Source organism: Corynebacterium sp. LK10, assembly GCF_008042455.1.
In the GTDB taxonomy this organism is placed as follows: domain Bacteria; phylum Actinomycetota; class Actinomycetes; order Mycobacteriales; family Mycobacteriaceae; genus Corynebacterium; species Corynebacterium jeikeium_D.
Window position 1 is genome coordinate 139,242 of sequence record NZ_NOVT01000017.1, and the last position, 16,267, is coordinate 155,508.

The following is a 16,267-nucleotide window of genomic DNA, read 5'->3' on the forward strand; positions in this document are numbered from 1 at the left end:
TATGGCTATTCGTAAGTACAAGCCGACTACGCCGGGTCGCCGCCAGAGCTCCGTCTCCGAGTTCAGCGAGATTACTCGCTCGACTCCTGAGAAGTCTCTGCTGCGCCCGCTGTCGAAGACTGGTGGCCGTAACGTTCACGGTCACATCACCACTCGCCACAAGGGTGGCGGACACAAGCGCCAGTACCGTGTCATCGACTTCCGTCGTAATGACAAGGACGGCATTCCGGCAAAGGTCGCTCACATCGAGTACGACCCGAACCGTACCGCCAACATCGCACTGCTGCACTATGCAGACGGTGAGAAGCGCTACATCATCGCTCCGAAGAACCTGAAGCAGGGTGCCATCGTTGAGTCCGGCGCTAATGCCGACATCAAGGTTGGTAACAACCTGCCGCTGCGCAACATCCCGACCGGTTCCACTATTCACTGCGTGGAGCTCAAGCCAGGCGCTGGTGCACAGCTGGCACGTTCTGCTGGTGCTTCTATTCAGCTTCTCGGTAAGGAAGGCAAGTACGCAGTTCTGCGTATGCCGTCCTCTGAGATCCGTCGCGTCGACGCACGTTGCCGTGCAACCGTCGGTGAGGTCGGAAACCAGGATCAGATCAACATCCGTTGGGGCAAGGCCGGCCGTATGCGCTGGAAGGGCTGGCGCCCGACTGTCCGCGGTGTTGTCATGAACCCGGTCGACCACCCGCACGGTGGTGGTGAGGGTAAGACCTCCGGTGGTCGCCACCCGGTTTCCCCGTGGGGCCAGAAGGAAGGCCGCACCCGTAAGCCGAACCGTCCAAGCGACCAGCTGATCGTTCGTCGCCGTCGTACCAACAAGAATAAGAAGCGCTAAGGAGGGAACTGAGAATGCCACGCAGCCTTAAGAAGGGCCCGTTCGTCGATGAGCACCTCCTCGCGAAGGTCGATGCACAGAACGAGAAGGGCACCAAGCAGGTCATTAAGACCTGGTCTCGCCGCTCCACGATTCTCCCCGATTTCATCGGCCACACCTTCGCCGTTCACGACGGTCGCAAGCACGTGCCGGTGTTCGTGGATGACTCTATGGTCGGCCACAAGCTGGGCGAATTCGCCCCGACCAAGACCTTCAAGGGTCACGTCAAGGATGACAAGAAGGGACGTCGATAAGCCATGAGCAACGACATTACTTCTGCACGCGCAACTGCGCGCTTCGTCCGCGTTACTCCGATGAAGGCACGTCGCGTCCTGGACACCGTTCGCGGTAAGTCCGTCGACGAGGCACTGAACATCCTGGAGTACGCTCCGCAGGGTGCTGCTGATCCGGTTGCCAAGGTTGTTGCGTCTGCAGCTGCAAACGCTGAGAACAACTTCGGCCTGGACCGTCGTACTCTGGTCATCTCCGAGGCTTACGCCAACGAGGGACCGACCATGAAGCGCTTCCGCCCGCGTGCGCAGGGCCGTGCTTTCCACGTCCGCAAGCGCACCAGCCACATCACCGTGGTCGTCGAGAGCCAGAAGGAAGGTGACCGATAGTGGGACAGAAGATCCATCCACACGGTCTTCGCCTCGGTATTTCCAGCGACTGGAAGTCCCGCTGGTACGCCGACAAGCAGTACGCTGACTACCTGGCCGAGGACATCAAGATCCGCGATCTGCTGTCCACCGGTCTTGAGCGCGCCGGCATCTCCGATGTCGTTATCGAGCGCACCCGTGACCGCGTGCGTGTGGACATCCACACCGCACGCCCGGGCATTGTTATCGGTCGTCGTGGCTCCGAGGCTGACCGCATCCGCGGCCAGCTCGAGAAGCTCACCGGCAAGCAGGTTCAGCTGAACATCCTCGAGGTCAAGAACATTGACGCGGATGCGAAGCTGGTTGCTCAGTCCATCGCTGAGCAGCTCGCCAACCGTGTCGCTTTCCGTCGTGCAATGCGCAAGGCTATCCAGTCTGCAATGCGTCAGCCGCACGTCAAGGGCATCAAGGTTGTCTGCTCCGGTCGTCTCGGCGGTGCCGAGATGGGCCGCACCGAGCGCTACCACGAGGGTCGCGTTCCGCTGCACACCCTGCGTGCGGAAATCGACTACGGCACCCACGAGGCTCACACCACCTTCGGCCGCATTGGCGTCAAGGTGTGGATCTACAAGGGTGACGTGATCGGTGGCCGTCGCGAGTCCGAGATCAACGCCGGCAACGACCGCCAGCGTCGCGGCAACGACCGTCCGCGTCGTGGTGGCAAGCGTCGTCAGCGTGCATCTGAGAAGAAGGAGGGCTAATTCATGCTCATCCCGAAGCGCGTTAAGTTCCGTCGCCAGCACCGCCCGACCCGTTCTGGTATGTCCAAGGGCGGCAACAAGGTGACTTTCGGTGACTACGGTCTCCAGGCTCTCGAGCCGGCCTACATCACCAACCGTCAGATTGAGGCAGCGCGTATTGCTATCAACCGCCACGTCAAGCGTGGTGGTAAGGTCTGGATCCAGATTTTCCCGGACCGTCCGCTGACCCAGAAGCCACTGGGTGTTCGTATGGGTTCCGGTAAGGGCCCGGTCGAGAAGTGGGTTGCAAACGTCAAGCCGGGTCGCATCATGTTCGAGATGTCCTACCCGGACGAGGCAACTGCTGTCGAGGCACTGAAGCGCGCAGGCGCTAAGCTGCCGATTAAGACCCGAATCGTTCGGAAGGAGGATCAGTACTGATGTCGAACGGCATTCCCGCCCACGAGCTTCGCTCGCTGGATAACGATGACCTGGTTGCCAAGCTCAAGGAGTCTAAGGAGGAGCTGTTCAACCTCCGTTTCCAGAGCGCTACCGGTCAGCTGACCAACAACCGCCGTCTCCGCACTGTCCGCAAGGATATTGCTCGCATTTACACCGTTATGCGTGAGCGCGAGCTCGGCCTGTCTGCTGCACCAACCGATGGTGATGCAGCATGAGTGAGGAAAACATGAACACCACCGAGGCTGGCGCACGCAAGGTGCGCACCGGTTACGTCGTGTCCGACAAGATGCAGAAGACCATCGTCGTCGAGCTCGAGGACCGCAAGCAGCACGCCCTGTACGGCAAGATCATGCGCACGAACTCTAAGGTCAAGGCGCATGACGAGAACGAAGAGGCTGGCGTGGGCGACCGCGTCCGCATCGAAGAGTGCCGTCCGCTCTCCAAGGACAAGCACTACCGCCTGATCGAGATCATCGAGAAGGCTAAGTAAGACCCGTCAGCTGAGCAATCAGCTTGGGCTTTACGACGAGAACCCCGCCGCGGGAAACACGAAAGTGTTTTCTGTGGCGGGGTTTTGTTTTTTTAGAAAGCCATGTTCCTTCGTATTTCTAGTCCTCTCAGTCCAGGTTTGATGGGTTTTTATCTCTGATAGCATTGGCCAGGATTTGTGCTTTGTGAGGGGAGAAGTTCGGTGACTACTGACGTGACCAGGATTGATGATCGAGATCTCGAGTCCGCGCTTCGCTCACATGACGTGGCTACGCTGTCGCGGCTCTTAACTGATATTGAGCCCAAGGCTGCCGCTCGAAAGATGCGCCGCCTCAGCCATGGGGAACGTGCGCTGTTCTACCGCACACTGCCGAAAGACACGGCGGTTGAAACCTTCGATGAGCTGAACTCGGCTCTGCAGGCGCACCTGATTGACAGTCTCCGTGATCCTGAAGTCACCGCAGTTTTCGCGGAGATGGAACCGGACGATCGAGCAGAGCTGCTCGACGAGCTTCCTGCGTCTGTCGCTGCAAAACTGCTTGCCGATCTGCCGGATGACGAGCGAGAGCTAACCAACATCGTCCTCGGTTACCCCGATGGTTCCATTGGGCGTCGGATGAGCCCGGAGCTGGTGTCGCTTCACGACGATATGACGGTGGGGGAGGCTCTGGAGACCGTCTACAAGCATCTGGATGATGCCGAATCCATCTACACGCTGCCGGTGTCGAACCGGAACCGTCGGCTGGTGGGCGTGGTTAGCCTTCGTGAACTGATGCGCGCCAGCAGTGATATCCATGTTGCGGCGATTTTGCGGAAGGCCGATTACGCAGAGGCGACCGAATCCGAAGAGAAGGTAGCCCGCATGTGCGCTGATCGTAAGCGCCTAGCTCTGCCGATTGTCGACAGCGAGCAGCGTGTTATCGGTCTGCTCACGGTCGACGACGCCCTCCGGATTCTGGAAGAGGCAGACTCCGAGGACCAAGCTCGTATTTCCGGTTCTGAGCCTCTGCGCTTGCCCTATCTCGCGACGCCCATTTTCGAGATTGTTCGCTCTCGTGTGGTGTGGCTGCTCGTGCTTGCTATCGGTGCAACATTGACCGTGCAAGTCCTGGAAACTTTCGAAGAGACTCTTTCTCAGATGGTGGTTCTCTCGGTATTTGTGCCGCTGCTGATCGGTACAGGTGGCAATACCGGTAACCAGGCAGCAACCACGATTACGCGTGCGTTGGCGCTGGGGGATGTCCAACCCCGCGATATATTCAAAGTCATTCTCCGCGAGGTGAGAGTCGGTGCCTTCCTCGGTTTATTGCTTGGTACTCTCGGCCTGCTATTGGCTGGCTTGGTTTACGGCTGGGACATCGGCCTAGTGATTGGTCTGACGCTGCTGGGTATTTGTACTCTCGCGGCAACTGTCGGTGGCATCATGCCGCTGATTGGTAAGAAGTTCGGCATTGACCCAGCCGTCTTCGCTAACCCGTTCATTACAACTCTCGTCGATGCCTCCGGTCTGATCATCTACTTCCTGATCGCTAAGTCAGTATTGGGAATCTAGTCCCGTCGCGCAGGGGACGTCGGCGGTATAGAAAAGAGACCAACTGCGCCATAATGGTGGCCATGAGCAATGGCACCCACAATCACCGCACTTGGAAAGAAATTATCGCCGCCGATCCGCAGCATTCCCGCCGCTACGCCAACCGCTGGCGGGGATTCGTGCGCGAGGGCCGCGATATTGACGGCGAGGCGCGGTTGGTGGATGCAATGGCGCCACGCCACGCTCGAATCCTGGATGCCGGCTGTGGGCAGGGGCGCGTCGGCGGTTACCTGGCGAAGGCTAGTCATCGAGTCGTCGGTGTCGATGTCGACCCCTATCTCATCGACGAGGCAAAGCGACAGTTCCCGGATGCGACGTGGTTGGTAGGGGACTTGGCGCAATTGCCGCATGTGCTTGACGACGGGCTGGAGAACACACCCCACGATGACACGGCATCCGCCTTCGACGTCATCATTTGCCCCGGCAATGTGCTCACTTTCGTAGCGCCAGAAGACCGCGCGAAGGTACTGCAGGGCTTCGCGGAGGTGCTGAATCCGGAGAGCGGTCGTGCCATTATCGGCTTCGGCGCTGGCCGTGGTTGGGACTTTGCCGATTTTGAAACCACTGCGCAGGAGGCTGGGCTCACCGTGATTCAGCGTTATTCCACGTGGGATCTTCGTCCCTTTGACAAAGAGTCTCAGTTCCTGGTTGCAGTGCTTGAGCGAGCTAAATAGAGCGGGCTAAGCAGCGCGGACTAGGAATCTTTAGCCAGGAGTTCTTCGACTTCGGTTTTCGTCGGCGGCTGCGCTCCCTTGCGGGACACAGTGATGGCAGCCGCGGCGGCCGCATAGTGCAGAATCTCGCGCCACTGATCTGGTGATACGGAAGTCAGGTCAGCTGCCGTCAGACCTCGTTCCTCAATTTGCGCCAAAAGTGCGCCCATAATTGTGTCCCCAGCACCGATGGTGTCAACGACATTCGCGTTGACGGCTGGGACATCGATGCGGTTTCCGTCGGCAAGCAAAGTGAGCCCATCGCCACCTCGGGTGATGACGGCGGCCGGAACTTTAGTCAGCGCCTCTTCGCCAAGGAACTCGACTTCCTCGTCCGAGAGCTTCAACAAATTGACGTAGGGGAGCAAGCTCATGAGGAATTCGCGGTGTGCATCCGTTGCGTAAATGGGGCGAATATTTGGATCCAAAGCGACCAGGGTGCCATTGGCCGCGAACTGTTTGAGCAATTCCGCGTACCGGCTGGCACCCGGTTCCAGCGCCAGCGACAGCGTGCCAAAACATGCGATATTCGCATCGATGAGCTCCGGCTCCACAAGTGGGGTGGCCGTGCCGTCGGTGTAAAAGGTGTACGTTGCAGAGCGATCGTCGTGGATGGTGGTTACCGCCAGAATGGTCGGCTCTGGGCCACGCTGAACGTAAGAGGTGTCGACCCCTTCGTTTTCCAAGTGCTTGACCAGCTCATTTCCGAATCCATCTGTAGACAGGCGGGACTGGAAAATAACATCCGCACCGAGGCGAGAGGCCGTAACCGCGACGTTGTAGGGGCCTCCGCCTAGCGCCGGCACGTGGTTATTGAGGCTGCCAGGAGATACCGGAACGAGGTCAACCAGACCTTCGCCGCAAACACAAATAGCCATGACTTCAATAATATCGGGGGGAGGGGTATGACCTATCGGTCGAATTACCATCTGTCACCGCCACAGGGCCGACTGAATGACCCGAATGGCCTCTTCGTGGACGGCGAGACACTGCATGTGTTCTACCAGCATGATCCATGCTTTCCACATGCGCCGAAGAGAACTGGGTGGGGGCATGCGTCCGCGTCGCTCACGACAGCCGAGCGGTGGCGTCATCACCCCGATGCGCTGTATCCAGGCATGCCCTATGACAAGCATGGTTGTTATTCGGGCAGCGCGGTTGTAGATGGCGATGATGTGTGGCTCTTCTATACCGGCAATCTGAAGGCAGACGGGCGCCGCATTCCGTCGCAGAATCGGGTGCGCGCGCTTGACGCCTCCGCCCCAGAGGGTGGGATTCATCTTGCCGATTCTGGTTATCTCATGGATTCTCGCAACGATTGAGAAGTTCTTCCATAAGCGTCTCAAGGGCACTGTCGACTTCATGCTGACACCACTGTTGACGTTGCTCATCACTGGTTTCATCACCTTTGCCGCCATTGGTCCAGTTTCAGGAAAGGTCATGGTGACCTTCCCAACAAAGCACGCCTACGCCATGCGCGGCTTCGATGCCGAGGGCAACAAGGTGGACATCCTCATGCATATCGGTTTTGACACCGTGAACTTGAAGGGTGAGCACTTCACTTCCTTGGTCAATAAGGGCGACGAAGTTCAGCAGGGTGATACTTTGGCTGAGTTCGATATCGACGCAATCAAGGCTGCTGGATACCCGGTAACTACGCCTGTCGTTATTTCCAACTCAAAGAAGACCGGCCCTGTGCTGCCGGCTGAAGGCTTCCGCGATGGCCAGCCAATTTCGTTCGGGGCACCGCTTTTGACGGTCGACCCAAAGATTAAGGACGAGCCGAAGTCAGAAACTGCTGCTGCACCTGCTGGTACCGGAGAAAAGAAGTAAATCTGCCTCTCTTCGACGGTGAATCGCAGTTCCAGGTTGCAGCGCCTAAGGGGGGTAGGGCGCTGTGACCGTCGTAAAGCGGTTGCGATTCCGCGTCAGCCTGTCGTTATTCTTTTATGCGAATAACTGCAATTAACGGCACGCAGGGAAAGGCTTCGGCGGTGACGCTATACGAAACGCTGGATACGGCTGGCGACAAGAAACAGGAACTGTTGACGCAGGACTACGGACGATTTGCCGTGCGAGCGGTCCTGGCGGGTATGTACCTGACGCTCGGGACGGCCTTTGCAGCGGTCGCTGGACAAGTGGCAGAGGGCGTCGCGCCGGGGACTGGGGGACTGGTTTTTGCGTGCCTGTTCGGGCTTGGGCTGTTCGCCATTGTGGTGCTCGGTGCGGAGCTTGCGACCGGCAGCATGATGTTTGTGTCCTGGTCCGCCGCACGCGGACGCATGGCGTGGGGAGTGGCCTTTCGAATGGTGGCCGTCGCTACGTTCTACAACTTCATCGGTGCGGCGATTGTGGCGCTGGTGCTCAGCCAGAGCGCCAAGCTCGGTGGGATTGATGACACACATCTGATTTCCACCTTGGCTGAGGGGAAGCTGGCCAAGCCGTTCTTCGGCGCTTTCGTAGAGGCCATGGGTGCGAACTTCGTGGTCAATATGGCTGTCCTAGGTGCACTTCAAGCCAAAGAAATCATTTCGAAGTTCGCTGTGATTCTGCCGATCATTGCAGTGTTCGTCGGGCTCGGACTCGAGCACGTGATTGCGAACTTCTCGTTGTTTTCCTTGGCCTTTTTCGCTGATCCGCATCCTGCAGGCTTCGATGGTCTGCACATTACTGTTAACTGGGTGGCCGTGTGGCTGGGCAACTTCGTAGGTGGTGGCCTGGGAATCGGCGCGGTCTACGCCTGGTTGAACCAGACGAAGACCAGCTATGTTGACTAGTTTTTGAGCTTCGTCGCGTGCTAACCGGCCGCCTATCTGACGTCCTAACCGACAGCCTGCCCGAAGAGCAGACCGACGAAGTAGGAAACAATCAAACCGAGCGCACCACCAATTACCAGGCGCAGAGCAGCCTTGCCGGAGTGCGTGGAGCTGAGCTTGGCGCTGATGTAGCCGGTCAGGGCCAGAGTCACGATGGTGACAACGGTGACTGCGATTGCGCCAGAGGTGGGGCCGGTGAAAATCAGTGCCGCAATCATTGGCAGGATGGCGCCGAGCAGGAACGACAGTGCCGAAGAACCGGCAGCAGCCCAGGGGTTGGTAAGTTCCTCACCGTCAATGCCCAATTCCAGCTTTAGGTGAGCCGCCAGCGGATCGCTTTGTGCGATGCCGTGGGCAGCATCTTCGGCGATATGTTCTGGGATACCGTAGCTAGAGAGAATCCCCACGAGCTCTTTATGCTCTTCATCTGGAAAGTCTTTAAGCTCGGCCTTTTCTTTGGCAATGAGTGCTCGCTCGGTATCGCGCTGGGTTGAAACCGAAACGTATTCACCCAGAGCCATCGAGATAGCACCAGCGATAACGGCCGCGGCGCCAGCAGTCAGAATAGCTTCGCGAGAGGAACCTGCTGCAATCACGCTGAGCAAGATTAGAGCAGTGGAGACGATACCGTCGTTGGCTCCGAGGACTCCGGCGCGAAGCCAGTTGAGCTTCGCCGTCTCAGATGCCTTATGTGGTTCATGAGGATGTATGTGCGTGGTCATGGCAGGACCTTTCTCCCATGTCAGCCCCATGCCTACGGGTGGTACGAGGCCTCACCATCGATTTAATGCCGATTCGGACACATTCTCAACCAGTGAAGTGAAACGCGGGGAGTCCTCTCGCGCGCGTAGCTCTTATGGAAGTCGGTGTGAGCGTTTGTGGAGGTCGGCGCGCGTCAATGTCAACACCGCGGTCAGTGCAATCAATGCACAGGTCAACATCGAAATAGCCATCGAGAGGGGCAGATTGGAACCAAGCCCCACCAACGGGGAAACCGTGGCGGCCGCGAGGAACTGTGTGAAGCCCATGAGACCGGAACCTGAGCCAATTCCGATATCTCGAACCTCCTCAATTCCGAGTGCCGTGGCATTGGCGAAGATTAGCGGCATCATCGGTACCGTAATGAACAGCAACAGCCAAGTAGTGAAGAAGGTAATCCCGACGAGGGCATTAATAATCAGGCCTATCGACGTCACGAGCATGACCGTAAGGGCAACTAAAATGCCTTTGCGGGGATGAAGCCGGTTGATCATCTTACCGTTGAGGATTGACACAAATGTCAACATCGCTGCATTGGATGCGAACACGAGAGAAAACTGAGTAGGGGTGAGCCCCAGCAGCTCCTGGAAGATAAAGGGTGACGCAGCGATATAGGAAAACATCACCGAGAAGCCACCAGCGAAAGCCAACAAGTAGCCGACAAATACTGGCCGCCGCAGCAGCCTGCCAATATTGGGCAGGAGATTGCACAGAGCGCCTGTGGAGCGTCGCTCAGGCGGCAGGGTTTCCGGAACCATCAGGATCACAATCGCGACCATGGCGACGTTGATGGCTGCGAGAAACCAGAACACGCTGCGCCAGCCGAATGCGGGGCCTAGAAAACCGCCCACAAGGGGAGCGATTGCCGGGGCGATGGAGGAAATACCCATGAGGGTAGAGAAAGCTTTCGCTGATGCCTTGCCCGTCAAGGGGTCTGGTACTACAGAACGAGCCAGAACAACTGTGGAGCCACCAGCTAACCCCTGGAACAAGCGCATTGCAATAAGCGTGCCAATATTCGGTGCTACTGCACAGAGAATTGACGATCCCAAGAACACCAAAGTCGCAATGAGAAGCAGCTTCTTGCGGCCCAAACTATCGGAAAGGGCGCCAATGACGAGCTGTCCAGCAGCCATGCCAATCATGAAGGTTGTCAGCGTGAGCTGAACCATCGACTCGGTCGTGGAGAACTCGCGTGCAATCTCCACGAAGGATGCCAGATATGTATCTGCGCCGAACGGGGCGGCGGCGGATAACAAGGCCAACCCGGCAAGTAGCGATACCGGCAGCGTCTGTGCTGGCTGTGTCTGAGCGCTCCCGGAATGTTGATTTGTCACTGTCTCAGTATAGGGTTGCCGCAGAAGGCATAAACCATGTTGGGGGCATGAAACTAAGGGATTTTGTTGTCCCGCACGAACGTGCCATAATACACAGGTTGCGCGAAGCGACTGCGTGCTGCTCTCAACGGTCTAGAACCGTAGTAAGCACGAGGTCAAAGCGATAGGAAAGCTACCTCTAGCAGGTGCTTCCGTCGTAAAGCGTAAACGCAAGACATAAAGACCGCGTGCGTTTAGGACGGAAATCTGACGCACAATGCAACCAGGTCAGGAGAAACGCAGTGATTCAGCAGGAATCCCGTCTGCGCGTTGCCGACAACACTGGTGCACGTGAAATTCTGTGCATCCGCGTTCTCGGTGGCTCGACCCGACGCTTCGCTGGCATTGGCGACACCATTGTCGCAACTGTCAAGGAAGCTACTCCGGGCGGCAACGTCAAGGCAGGCGAAATTGTTAAGGCAGTTATCGTCCGTGCGAAGAAGGAGACCCGTCGTCCGGATGGCTCCTACATCTCGTTCGACGAGAATGCAGCTGTCATCATCAAGGCCGACGGTGAGCCAAAGGGCACCCGTATTTTCGGCCCGGTCGCGCGTGAGCTGCGTGACAAGAAGTTCATGAAGATTGTCTCGCTCGCACCGGAGGTGATTTAAGTGAAGATCCGTAAGGGCGATACCGTGCTGGTTATCTCCGGTCCGGACAAGGGTGCTCAGGGCAAGGTCATCGAGGCCTACCCGAAGCGCGACAAGGTCCTGGTCGAGGGCGTTAACCGTATCAAGAAGCACGTTGCAAACTCCGCTGCGGAGCGCGGCGCTTCCTCGGGTGGCATTGTCACTCAGGAAGCTCCGATTCACGTGTCGAACGTCATGCTGGTCGACGAAGATGGTACCCCGACTCGCGTCGGTTACCGCTTCGATGAGGACGGCAAGAAGGTTCGCATCTCCCGCCGTACCGGGAAGGACATCTAAGCATGAGCGAAAATTACACCCCTCGTCTGAAGGCCCGTTACCGCGATGAGATTCGCGGCAAGATGCAGGAAGAGTTCTCCTACGAGAACGTCATGCAGATTCCGGGCGTCACCAAGGTCGTCGTCAACATGGGCGTCGGCGCTGCTGCTCAGGACAAGAAGCAGATCAACGGTGCTATCAACGACCTGACTCTGATCACCGGTCAGAAGCCGGAGACCCGTCGTGCTCGCAAGTCGATCGCTAACTTCAAGCTTCGTGAAGGCGACGCCATCGGCGCTCGCGTCACCCTGCGTGGCGACCGTATGTGGGAGTTCCTGGATCGTCTGCTGACCGTGGCTCTGCCGCGAATCCGCGACTTCCGCGGTCTGTCTGATCAGCAGTTCGATGGTCACGGTAACTACACCTTCGGCCTGTCTGAGCAGACCATGTTCTACGAGATCGACGTTGACAAGATCGATCGCCCGCGCGGTATGGACATCACCGTCGTGACCACCGCTACCAACAACGAGGAAGGCCGCGCGCTGCTGCGCGAGCTGGGCTTCCCGTTCAAGAAGTAGTTTTGCCTCTTCGGTAGCTTTTGCCTAAAGCTCCGGATGCCGCTTGGCCTCCGGGGCTTTTTGCTGCTCTGTTAACTGCTTATGTTCGTGGGGGAGTGAGGTCGCTGTGCGGGGCCTGCGTAAAAGTTACCAGTGTTGCTGGTGGGAAAGTTGACCCTTTTTGGGGGTTGGAAATTAGTAAAGCCACAAGGTTTCTCAGTTGAAAGTTAGGCGTTTGTGATGATTTCGTTGTAAACTGCCATTCGTCATAGTGACGGCCGCCAAAATGCATTGTGGTCGTTATCAATTTGGGCAAGACTTAAGTGACTTCAGCTTCTGTGTGATTGAGCCAGTGGTTCTACACAGAGCGGTTCTTAAGTTAAAACGCAAAGGGATTAACTACATGAAGAACTTCTCCGTGGCCGTCCGCTCGGCTGCTATTGCAACTGTTGCGGCTCTGGGTCTGAGCTTGGGTGCAGGTGCTGCCAACGCACAGCCGGCACTGCCGGAAATGCCGAACATTCCGATTCCGGGTATCGGCGACACCGGCCCGAAGGGCGTCAAGCAAATCGTTACCTTCGGTGACTCCTTCACCGCTAATGCCGGTAAGGGCGGCCCGCGTGGACTGGCGCCGGGACAGAACGCACTGGTCGCTAACTGCGCTACCGACATGGAAAACTGGCCGAAGATTGCAGCTTCGAAGCTGAACAAGTCCCTGGGTGACTGGTCCTGTAACGGTCTTGGCGGCTTCCCGGGTCAGCTCCTCGCATACCTGGAGGCTTCCATCCAGTACGGCGACATCGGAGAGGGCACCGAGAAGGTTGTCCTGATGTACGGCGGCATGGACTGGGTCCAGTGGGTTGACGTGGCAGGCGAGCTTGTCGCAAAGCCGGATCCCCAGGCTCCATCCGCGTTCAAGCAGACGCTGCGTCAGTTCACTGACCGCGTCCACCAGGTTGCCCCGGGCGCTCAGGTCGTCCTGGCGTCGTACCCTGAGTACGCCACTGATGATCAGCTGTGCCTGGTGAACACCTCGGACCAGACCTTCCCGATCCCGGCACCGGGTGCCAGCGAGATCCAGGGTGCATTCCGTGACAGCATTCGCTCCGCATCTCACCACGTAGGTGCCGGCTTCATTGACGTCTACGAGGCAACCCTCGGCCACGGTACCTGCAACCCGAACCCGGATGAGCGCTTCGTCGCCGGTTTCGCAGACCCGGTGATGGGTCCGATGACCAACCATCCGACGGTGGCTGGTGAAAAGGCAATGGGTAACATCATCGCCGACCAGCTCTACTAATTTCCTCTAGCCGGCGCCATGTCGGCTAGGAATTGAGTTCCACTGTTAATTGGTGGGGCTTCACGCCGCGAGCGGACTAACGTCCGTCTGCGGCGTTTTTGCATTTCGGCCTGTATTTGTTAGTATCACCAGGTCTGCCCTCTATAAGAGGTGCGGCAGTAAAAATGTAAGAACTTTGCTGTAGGCCCCTCGCCTCGCATCGTCTCTGGCGTCACCTGGGTGGCGAGCTGACTCGGCTATTGAACCGAGTTGGCGAACAGTAGCCCTTAAATCGCCGGAATCACGATATTGGAAATCGCTCCAACTTAAGCTTTTGCCGTGTGACAGTTGCTGTTTGCGCGGTCATTGGAGTTAGCCACGAGGTGGGAAGGAACCGCAGCGAGAAAGGAAGCGGTCACTAACCATGACCATGACTGACCCAATCGCCGACATGCTGTCGCGCGTGCGCAACGCTAACAACGCGTACCACGACTCTGTCTCGATGCCGTCGTCCAAGCTGAAGGCTAACATCGCCGAAATCCTCAAGTCTGAGGGTTACATTGCGGACTACGCAGTCGAGGATGCCAAGGTCGGCAAGACCCTGACCCTGAACCTGAAGTACGGTCCGTCCCGCGAGCGTTCGATCGCTGGCGTGCGTCGCGTCTCCAAGCCGGGTCTGCGTGTTTACGCAAAGTCCACTAACCTGCCGAAGGTCCTCGGCGGCCTGGGCGTGGCTATCATCTCCACGTCTCAGGGCCTGCTGACTGACCGTCAGGCTTACGAGAAGAAGGTTGGCGGGGAAGTCCTCGCTTACGTCTGGTAAAGGGGGAACTACACAATGTCTCGTATTGGTAAGAACCCTGTCGTTGTCCCGGCAAACGTTACTGCCCAGGTCAACGGCCAGGACGTTTCCGTCAAGGGCCCGAAGGGCGAGCTGTCTGTCTCTATCCCGGCTCCAATTACCGTTGAGCTGAAGGACAATGAGATTGTGGTCAACCGCCCGGATGACCACCGCAAGAGCCGCTCCCTGCACGGCCTGTCCCGTTCGCTGATTAACAATATGGTTGTCGGTGTGACCGAGGGCTACACCATCAAGATGGAAATCTTCGGTGTCGGTTACCGTGTCGCCAAGAAGGGCAAGGACCTCGAGTTCTCCCTGGGCTACTCGCACCCAGTCCTGATCGAAGCACCGGAAGGTATCACCTTCGACGTCGACGGCACCACCAAGCTGTCGATTACAGGTATTGATAAGCAGCAGGTCGGACAGCTCGCAGCTAACATCCGTCGTCTGCGTAAGGATGATCCTTACAAGGGCAAGGGCATTCGTTACGATGGCGAGCAGATCCGTCGCAAGATCGGAAAGACGGGTAAGTAATGAGCAACACCAACGAAAAGCGCCTCCCGGTAGGCAAGGACATCTCGACTCGTCGTCGTGTCGCCCGCGCCCGCCGTCACGCACGCTTGCGCAAGAACGTCCGCGGCACCTCCGAGGCACCGCGCCTCGTCGTGCACCGCTCTTCCCGCCACATCACCGCTCAGGTTATCGACGACTCCATCGGTCGTACCCTGGCAGCTGCTTCCACTCTGGACGCAGATCTCCGTGGCTTCGAGGGCGACAAGAAGGCCAAGAGCGCCAAGGTCGGCGAGTTGATTGCTGCTCGCGCTAAGGATGCTGGCATCGAGAAGGTCGTTTTCGACCGCGGTGGCTACCAGTACCACGGTCGCGTTGCTGCTCTGGCCGAGGCTGCCCGTGAAGGTGGTCTGAAGTTCTAATGCGCACTTACAAGTCCAACGGAAGGAATGCGTGATGTCGGAACGCGATAAGCGCGAAGGCGGACGTAACTCCGCTGACAACAAGAACAACAACCGTCGTGGTGGCCGCGGTAACGACCGTCGCCAGCAGGACGAGCGTTCGCAGTACATCGAGCGCGTAGTAACTATCAACCGAGTTTCCAAGGTCGTCAAGGGTGGTCGTCGCTTCAGCTTCACCGCTCTGGTCATCGTCGGTGACGGCGAGGGCATGGTCGGCGTCGGCTACGGCAAGGCCAAGGAAGTACCGGCAGCTATCCAGAAGGGTGCTGAAGAGGCTCGTAAGAACTTCTTCCGCGTCCCGATGATTGCTGGCACCATTACCCACCCGGTTCAGGGTGAGACCGCTGCTGGCATCGTCCTGCTGCGCCCGGCTGCTCCGGGTACCGGTCTGATTGCCGGCGGCGCTGTCCGCCCGGTTCTCGAGTGCGCCGGTGTTCAGGATGTTCTGTCCAAGTCGCTGGGTACCAACAACTCCATCAACGTTGTTCACGCAACCGTTGATGCCCTCAAGCAGCTGGTTCGCCCTGAAGAGGTCGCCGCACGTCGTGGCAAGTCCCTCGAAGAGGTCACCCCAGCACGTATGCTGCGCGCACGCGCAGGTCAGGGAGCGTGATTTCCATGGCACTGAAGATTACCCAGGTCCGTGGTACCGCTGGTACCAAGCAGAACCAGAAGGATTCGCTGCGCACCCTCGGCCTGAAGCGCATCAACGATTCCGCCGTTCGCCCGGATACTCCGGCTGTGCGCGGTCTCGTGAACGTTGTGCGTCACCTGGTCGAGGTTGAAGAAGTAGCGGGGGAGTAGGTAAACCATGAGCGAACCAATTAAGCTCCACGACTTGGCCCCGGCTCCGGGTGCTAAGAAGAAGAAGACTCGCGTCGGCCGTGGTGAGGCTTCCAAGGGTAAGACCGCTGGTCGCGGCACCAAGGGCACCAAGGCCCGCAAGCAGGTTTCGGCAGCATTCGAGGGTGGCCAGATGCCACTTCACATGCGTCTGCCGAAGTTGAAGGGCTTCAAGAACCCGGCGAAGGTCACCTTCCAGGTGGTCAACGTTTCGGATCTGGAGCGTCTGTTCCCGAACGGTGGCGACGTCACCATCGCCGACCTGGTTGCAAAGGGCGCTGTCCGCGCTAACCAGCCGGTGAAGGTCCTCGGCGACGGCGACATCAACGTCTCCGTCAACGTCACCGCAACCAAGTTCTCGGGCTCCGCAAAGTCCAAGATCGAGGCTGCAGGCGGCTCTGTCACTGAGGCCTAAAGCATTTAAGCTTTAACAAAAGAGCTCT

23 protein-coding genes and 2 pseudogenes are annotated in these 16,267 nt (G+C 58.1%); 22 read left to right on the plus strand and 3 right to left on the minus strand.

Annotated elements, in window-relative coordinates; all coding sequences use genetic code 11:
* The first annotated feature begins 1 nt into the window (after position 1).
* The 9 genes from rplB to CHU70_RS06105 all read left to right on the plus strand — a co-directional run bounded on the left by rplB (position 2) and on the right by CHU70_RS06105 (position 5,438).
* The gene (rplB, locus tag CHU70_RS06065; RefSeq protein WP_016422056.1) at positions 2–844 is read left to right on the plus strand and encodes a 50S ribosomal protein L2; all 843 of its coding nucleotides are present in this window, start codon (positions 2–4) and stop codon (positions 842–844) included.
* Positions 845–858: 14 nt separating this feature from the next.
* Entirely contained in the window at positions 859–1,137 is a 279-nt protein-coding gene (rpsS, locus tag CHU70_RS06070) for a 30S ribosomal protein S19 (RefSeq protein ID WP_005509882.1), read from the plus strand.
* Between the two features lie 3 nt (positions 1,138–1,140).
* The gene (gene rplV / locus CHU70_RS06075) at positions 1,141–1,503 is read left to right on the plus strand and encodes a 50S ribosomal protein L22 (RefSeq protein WP_005509775.1); all 363 of its coding nucleotides are present in this window, start codon (positions 1,141–1,143) and stop codon (positions 1,501–1,503) included.
* Positions 1,503–2,243, plus strand: a complete 741-nt coding sequence (gene rpsC, locus CHU70_RS06080; RefSeq protein WP_016422058.1) for a 30S ribosomal protein S3 — start codon at positions 1,503–1,505, stop codon at positions 2,241–2,243. Before rplV ends, rpsC begins: the two co-directional genes overlap by 1 nt.
* Positions 2,244–2,246: 3 nt before the next feature.
* On the plus strand, positions 2,247–2,663 hold the full coding sequence (gene rplP / locus CHU70_RS06085; protein ID WP_016422059.1) for a 50S ribosomal protein L16: 417 nt from the start codon (positions 2,247–2,249) through the stop codon (positions 2,661–2,663).
* Complete coding sequence (gene rpmC / locus CHU70_RS06090) at positions 2,663–2,899, plus strand: 50S ribosomal protein L29 (protein ID WP_005509851.1); 237 nt, start codon at positions 2,663–2,665, stop codon at positions 2,897–2,899. Before rplP ends, rpmC begins: the two co-directional genes overlap by 1 nt.
* The gene (gene rpsQ, locus CHU70_RS06095; RefSeq protein WP_042388398.1) at positions 2,896–3,174 is read left to right on the plus strand and encodes a 30S ribosomal protein S17; all 279 of its coding nucleotides are present in this window, start codon (positions 2,896–2,898) and stop codon (positions 3,172–3,174) included. The genes rpmC and rpsQ overlap by 4 nt, the downstream gene beginning before the upstream one ends.
* Positions 3,175–3,375: 201 nt before the next feature.
* Entirely contained in the window at positions 3,376–4,725 is a 1,350-nt protein-coding gene (mgtE, locus tag CHU70_RS06100) for a magnesium transporter (protein WP_069359389.1), read from the plus strand.
* Positions 4,726–4,778: 53 nt separating this feature from the next.
* Positions 4,779–5,438: a bifunctional 2-polyprenyl-6-hydroxyphenol methylase/3-demethylubiquinol 3-O-methyltransferase UbiG gene (locus CHU70_RS06105; RefSeq protein ID WP_147719173.1), complete on the plus strand. Its 660-nt coding sequence runs from the start codon at positions 4,779–4,781 to the stop codon at positions 5,436–5,438.
* A gap of 20 nt (positions 5,439–5,458) precedes the next feature.
* Here CHU70_RS06105 and CHU70_RS06110 read toward each other — a convergent pair whose 3' ends face one another.
* Positions 5,459–6,355: a carbohydrate kinase gene (locus CHU70_RS06110; RefSeq protein ID WP_147719172.1), complete on the minus strand. Its 897-nt coding sequence runs from the start codon at positions 6,353–6,355 to the stop codon at positions 5,459–5,461.
* Positions 6,356–6,382: 27 nt separating this feature from the next.
* Between CHU70_RS06110 and CHU70_RS06115 the strand changes: the two are divergent.
* From CHU70_RS06115 to CHU70_RS06125, 3 genes and pseudogenes are all read left to right on the plus strand, one after another.
* A pseudogene (locus CHU70_RS06115) lies at positions 6,383–6,766 on the plus strand (glycoside hydrolase family 32 protein); the annotation flags it as partial.
* Between the two features lie 127 nt (positions 6,767–6,893).
* Positions 6,894–7,310, plus strand: a pseudogene (locus CHU70_RS06120) (PTS glucose transporter subunit IIA); the annotation flags it as partial.
* 116 nt (positions 7,311–7,426) lie between these two features.
* On the plus strand, positions 7,427–8,254 hold the full coding sequence (locus CHU70_RS06125) for a formate/nitrite transporter family protein (RefSeq protein ID WP_222865514.1): 828 nt from the start codon (positions 7,427–7,429) through the stop codon (positions 8,252–8,254).
* A 44-nt stretch (positions 8,255–8,298) separates the two neighbouring features.
* Here CHU70_RS06125 and CHU70_RS06130 read toward each other — a convergent pair whose 3' ends face one another.
* Positions 8,299–9,015: a VIT family protein gene (locus CHU70_RS06130; RefSeq protein WP_049193225.1), complete on the minus strand. Its 717-nt coding sequence runs from the start codon at positions 9,013–9,015 to the stop codon at positions 8,299–8,301.
* Between the two features lie 132 nt (positions 9,016–9,147).
* Positions 9,148–10,389 carry a multidrug effflux MFS transporter gene (locus CHU70_RS06135; protein ID WP_065428880.1) on the minus strand — a complete coding sequence of 414 codons (1,242 nt, stop codon included), beginning with the start codon at positions 10,387–10,389 and terminating at the stop codon, positions 9,148–9,150.
* 281 nt (positions 10,390–10,670) lie between these two features.
* Between CHU70_RS06135 and rplN the strand changes: the two genes are divergently transcribed.
* The 10 genes from rplN (at position 10,671) to rplO (ending at position 16,239) form a co-directional block, all read left to right on the plus strand.
* A complete protein-coding gene (gene rplN, locus CHU70_RS06140; RefSeq protein ID WP_016422069.1) occupies positions 10,671–11,039 on the plus strand; it encodes a 50S ribosomal protein L14 in 369 nt (122 codons plus the stop codon).
* Positions 11,040–11,354, plus strand: a complete 315-nt coding sequence (gene rplX / locus CHU70_RS06145; protein WP_005509963.1) for a 50S ribosomal protein L24 — start codon at positions 11,040–11,042, stop codon at positions 11,352–11,354. It abuts the gene before it with no gap.
* Positions 11,355–11,356: 2 nt separating this feature from the next.
* Positions 11,357–11,911, plus strand: a complete 555-nt coding sequence (gene rplE / locus CHU70_RS06150) for a 50S ribosomal protein L5 (protein ID WP_005509901.1) — start codon at positions 11,357–11,359, stop codon at positions 11,909–11,911.
* Between the two features lie 382 nt (positions 11,912–12,293).
* Positions 12,294–13,190 carry a GDSL-type esterase/lipase family protein gene (locus tag CHU70_RS06155; RefSeq protein WP_049170004.1) on the plus strand — a complete coding sequence of 299 codons (897 nt, stop codon included), beginning with the start codon at positions 12,294–12,296 and terminating at the stop codon, positions 13,188–13,190.
* 403 nt (positions 13,191–13,593) lie between these two features.
* Entirely contained in the window at positions 13,594–13,992 is a 399-nt protein-coding gene (gene rpsH, locus CHU70_RS06160) for a 30S ribosomal protein S8 (protein WP_005509822.1), read from the plus strand.
* 15 nt (positions 13,993–14,007) lie between these two features.
* Positions 14,008–14,544, plus strand: a complete 537-nt coding sequence (rplF, locus tag CHU70_RS06165; protein ID WP_005509895.1) for a 50S ribosomal protein L6 — start codon at positions 14,008–14,010, stop codon at positions 14,542–14,544.
* Entirely contained in the window at positions 14,544–14,942 is a 399-nt protein-coding gene (gene rplR, locus CHU70_RS06170) for a 50S ribosomal protein L18 (RefSeq protein WP_005510009.1), read from the plus strand. Before rplF ends, rplR begins: the two co-directional genes overlap by 1 nt.
* 34 nt (positions 14,943–14,976) lie before the next feature.
* On the plus strand, positions 14,977–15,594 hold the full coding sequence (rpsE, locus tag CHU70_RS06175; protein WP_005510059.1) for a 30S ribosomal protein S5: 618 nt from the start codon (positions 14,977–14,979) through the stop codon (positions 15,592–15,594).
* Between the two features lie 5 nt (positions 15,595–15,599).
* Positions 15,600–15,785 carry a 50S ribosomal protein L30 gene (gene rpmD / locus CHU70_RS06180; protein WP_005509843.1) on the plus strand — a complete coding sequence of 62 codons (186 nt, stop codon included), beginning with the start codon at positions 15,600–15,602 and terminating at the stop codon, positions 15,783–15,785.
* Positions 15,786–15,792: 7 nt separating this feature from the next.
* Entirely contained in the window at positions 15,793–16,239 is a 447-nt protein-coding gene (rplO, locus tag CHU70_RS06185) for a 50S ribosomal protein L15 (protein WP_016422071.1), read from the plus strand.
* Positions 16,240–16,267: the final 28 nt, after the last annotated feature.

What these genes read in the sequence shown, in the direction of transcription:
- rplB (WP_016422056.1), top strand. Translation starts at nt 2, where the DNA reads ATGGCTATTCGTAAGTACAAGCCGACTACGCCGGGTCGCCGCCAGAGC.
- rpsS (WP_005509882.1), top strand. Translation starts at nt 859, where the DNA reads ATGCCACGCAGCCTTAAGAAGGGCCCGTTCGTCGATGAGCACCTCCTC.
- rplV (WP_005509775.1), top strand. Translation starts at nt 1,141, where the DNA reads ATGAGCAACGACATTACTTCTGCACGCGCAACTGCGCGCTTCGTCCGC.
- rplP (WP_016422059.1), top strand. Translation starts at nt 2,247, where the DNA reads ATGCTCATCCCGAAGCGCGTTAAGTTCCGTCGCCAGCACCGCCCGACC.
- rpmC (WP_005509851.1), top strand. Translation starts at nt 2,663, where the DNA reads ATGTCGAACGGCATTCCCGCCCACGAGCTTCGCTCGCTGGATAACGAT.
- rpsQ (WP_042388398.1), top strand. Translation starts at nt 2,896, where the DNA reads ATGAGTGAGGAAAACATGAACACCACCGAGGCTGGCGCACGCAAGGTG.
- CHU70_RS06105 (WP_147719173.1), top strand. Translation starts at nt 4,779, where the DNA reads ATGGTGGCCATGAGCAATGGCACCCACAATCACCGCACTTGGAAAGAA.
- CHU70_RS06110 (WP_147719172.1), bottom strand. Translation starts at nt 6,355, where the DNA reads ATGGCTATTTGTGTTTGCGGCGAAGGTCTGGTTGACCTCGTTCCGGTA.
- CHU70_RS06125 (WP_222865514.1), top strand. Translation starts at nt 7,427, where the DNA reads ATGCGAATAACTGCAATTAACGGCACGCAGGGAAAGGCTTCGGCGGTG.
- CHU70_RS06130 (WP_049193225.1), bottom strand. Translation starts at nt 9,015, where the DNA reads ATGACCACGCACATACATCCTCATGAACCACATAAGGCATCTGAGACG.
- rplE (WP_005509901.1), top strand. Translation starts at nt 11,357, where the DNA reads ATGAGCGAAAATTACACCCCTCGTCTGAAGGCCCGTTACCGCGATGAG.
- CHU70_RS06155 (WP_049170004.1), top strand. Translation starts at nt 12,294, where the DNA reads ATGAAGAACTTCTCCGTGGCCGTCCGCTCGGCTGCTATTGCAACTGTT.
- rpsH (WP_005509822.1), top strand. Translation starts at nt 13,594, where the DNA reads ATGACCATGACTGACCCAATCGCCGACATGCTGTCGCGCGTGCGCAAC.
- rplF (WP_005509895.1), top strand. Translation starts at nt 14,008, where the DNA reads ATGTCTCGTATTGGTAAGAACCCTGTCGTTGTCCCGGCAAACGTTACT.
- rplR (WP_005510009.1), top strand. Translation starts at nt 14,544, where the DNA reads ATGAGCAACACCAACGAAAAGCGCCTCCCGGTAGGCAAGGACATCTCG.
- rpsE (WP_005510059.1), top strand. Translation starts at nt 14,977, where the DNA reads ATGTCGGAACGCGATAAGCGCGAAGGCGGACGTAACTCCGCTGACAAC.
- rpmD (WP_005509843.1), top strand. Translation starts at nt 15,600, where the DNA reads ATGGCACTGAAGATTACCCAGGTCCGTGGTACCGCTGGTACCAAGCAG.
- rplO (WP_016422071.1), top strand. Translation starts at nt 15,793, where the DNA reads ATGAGCGAACCAATTAAGCTCCACGACTTGGCCCCGGCTCCGGGTGCT.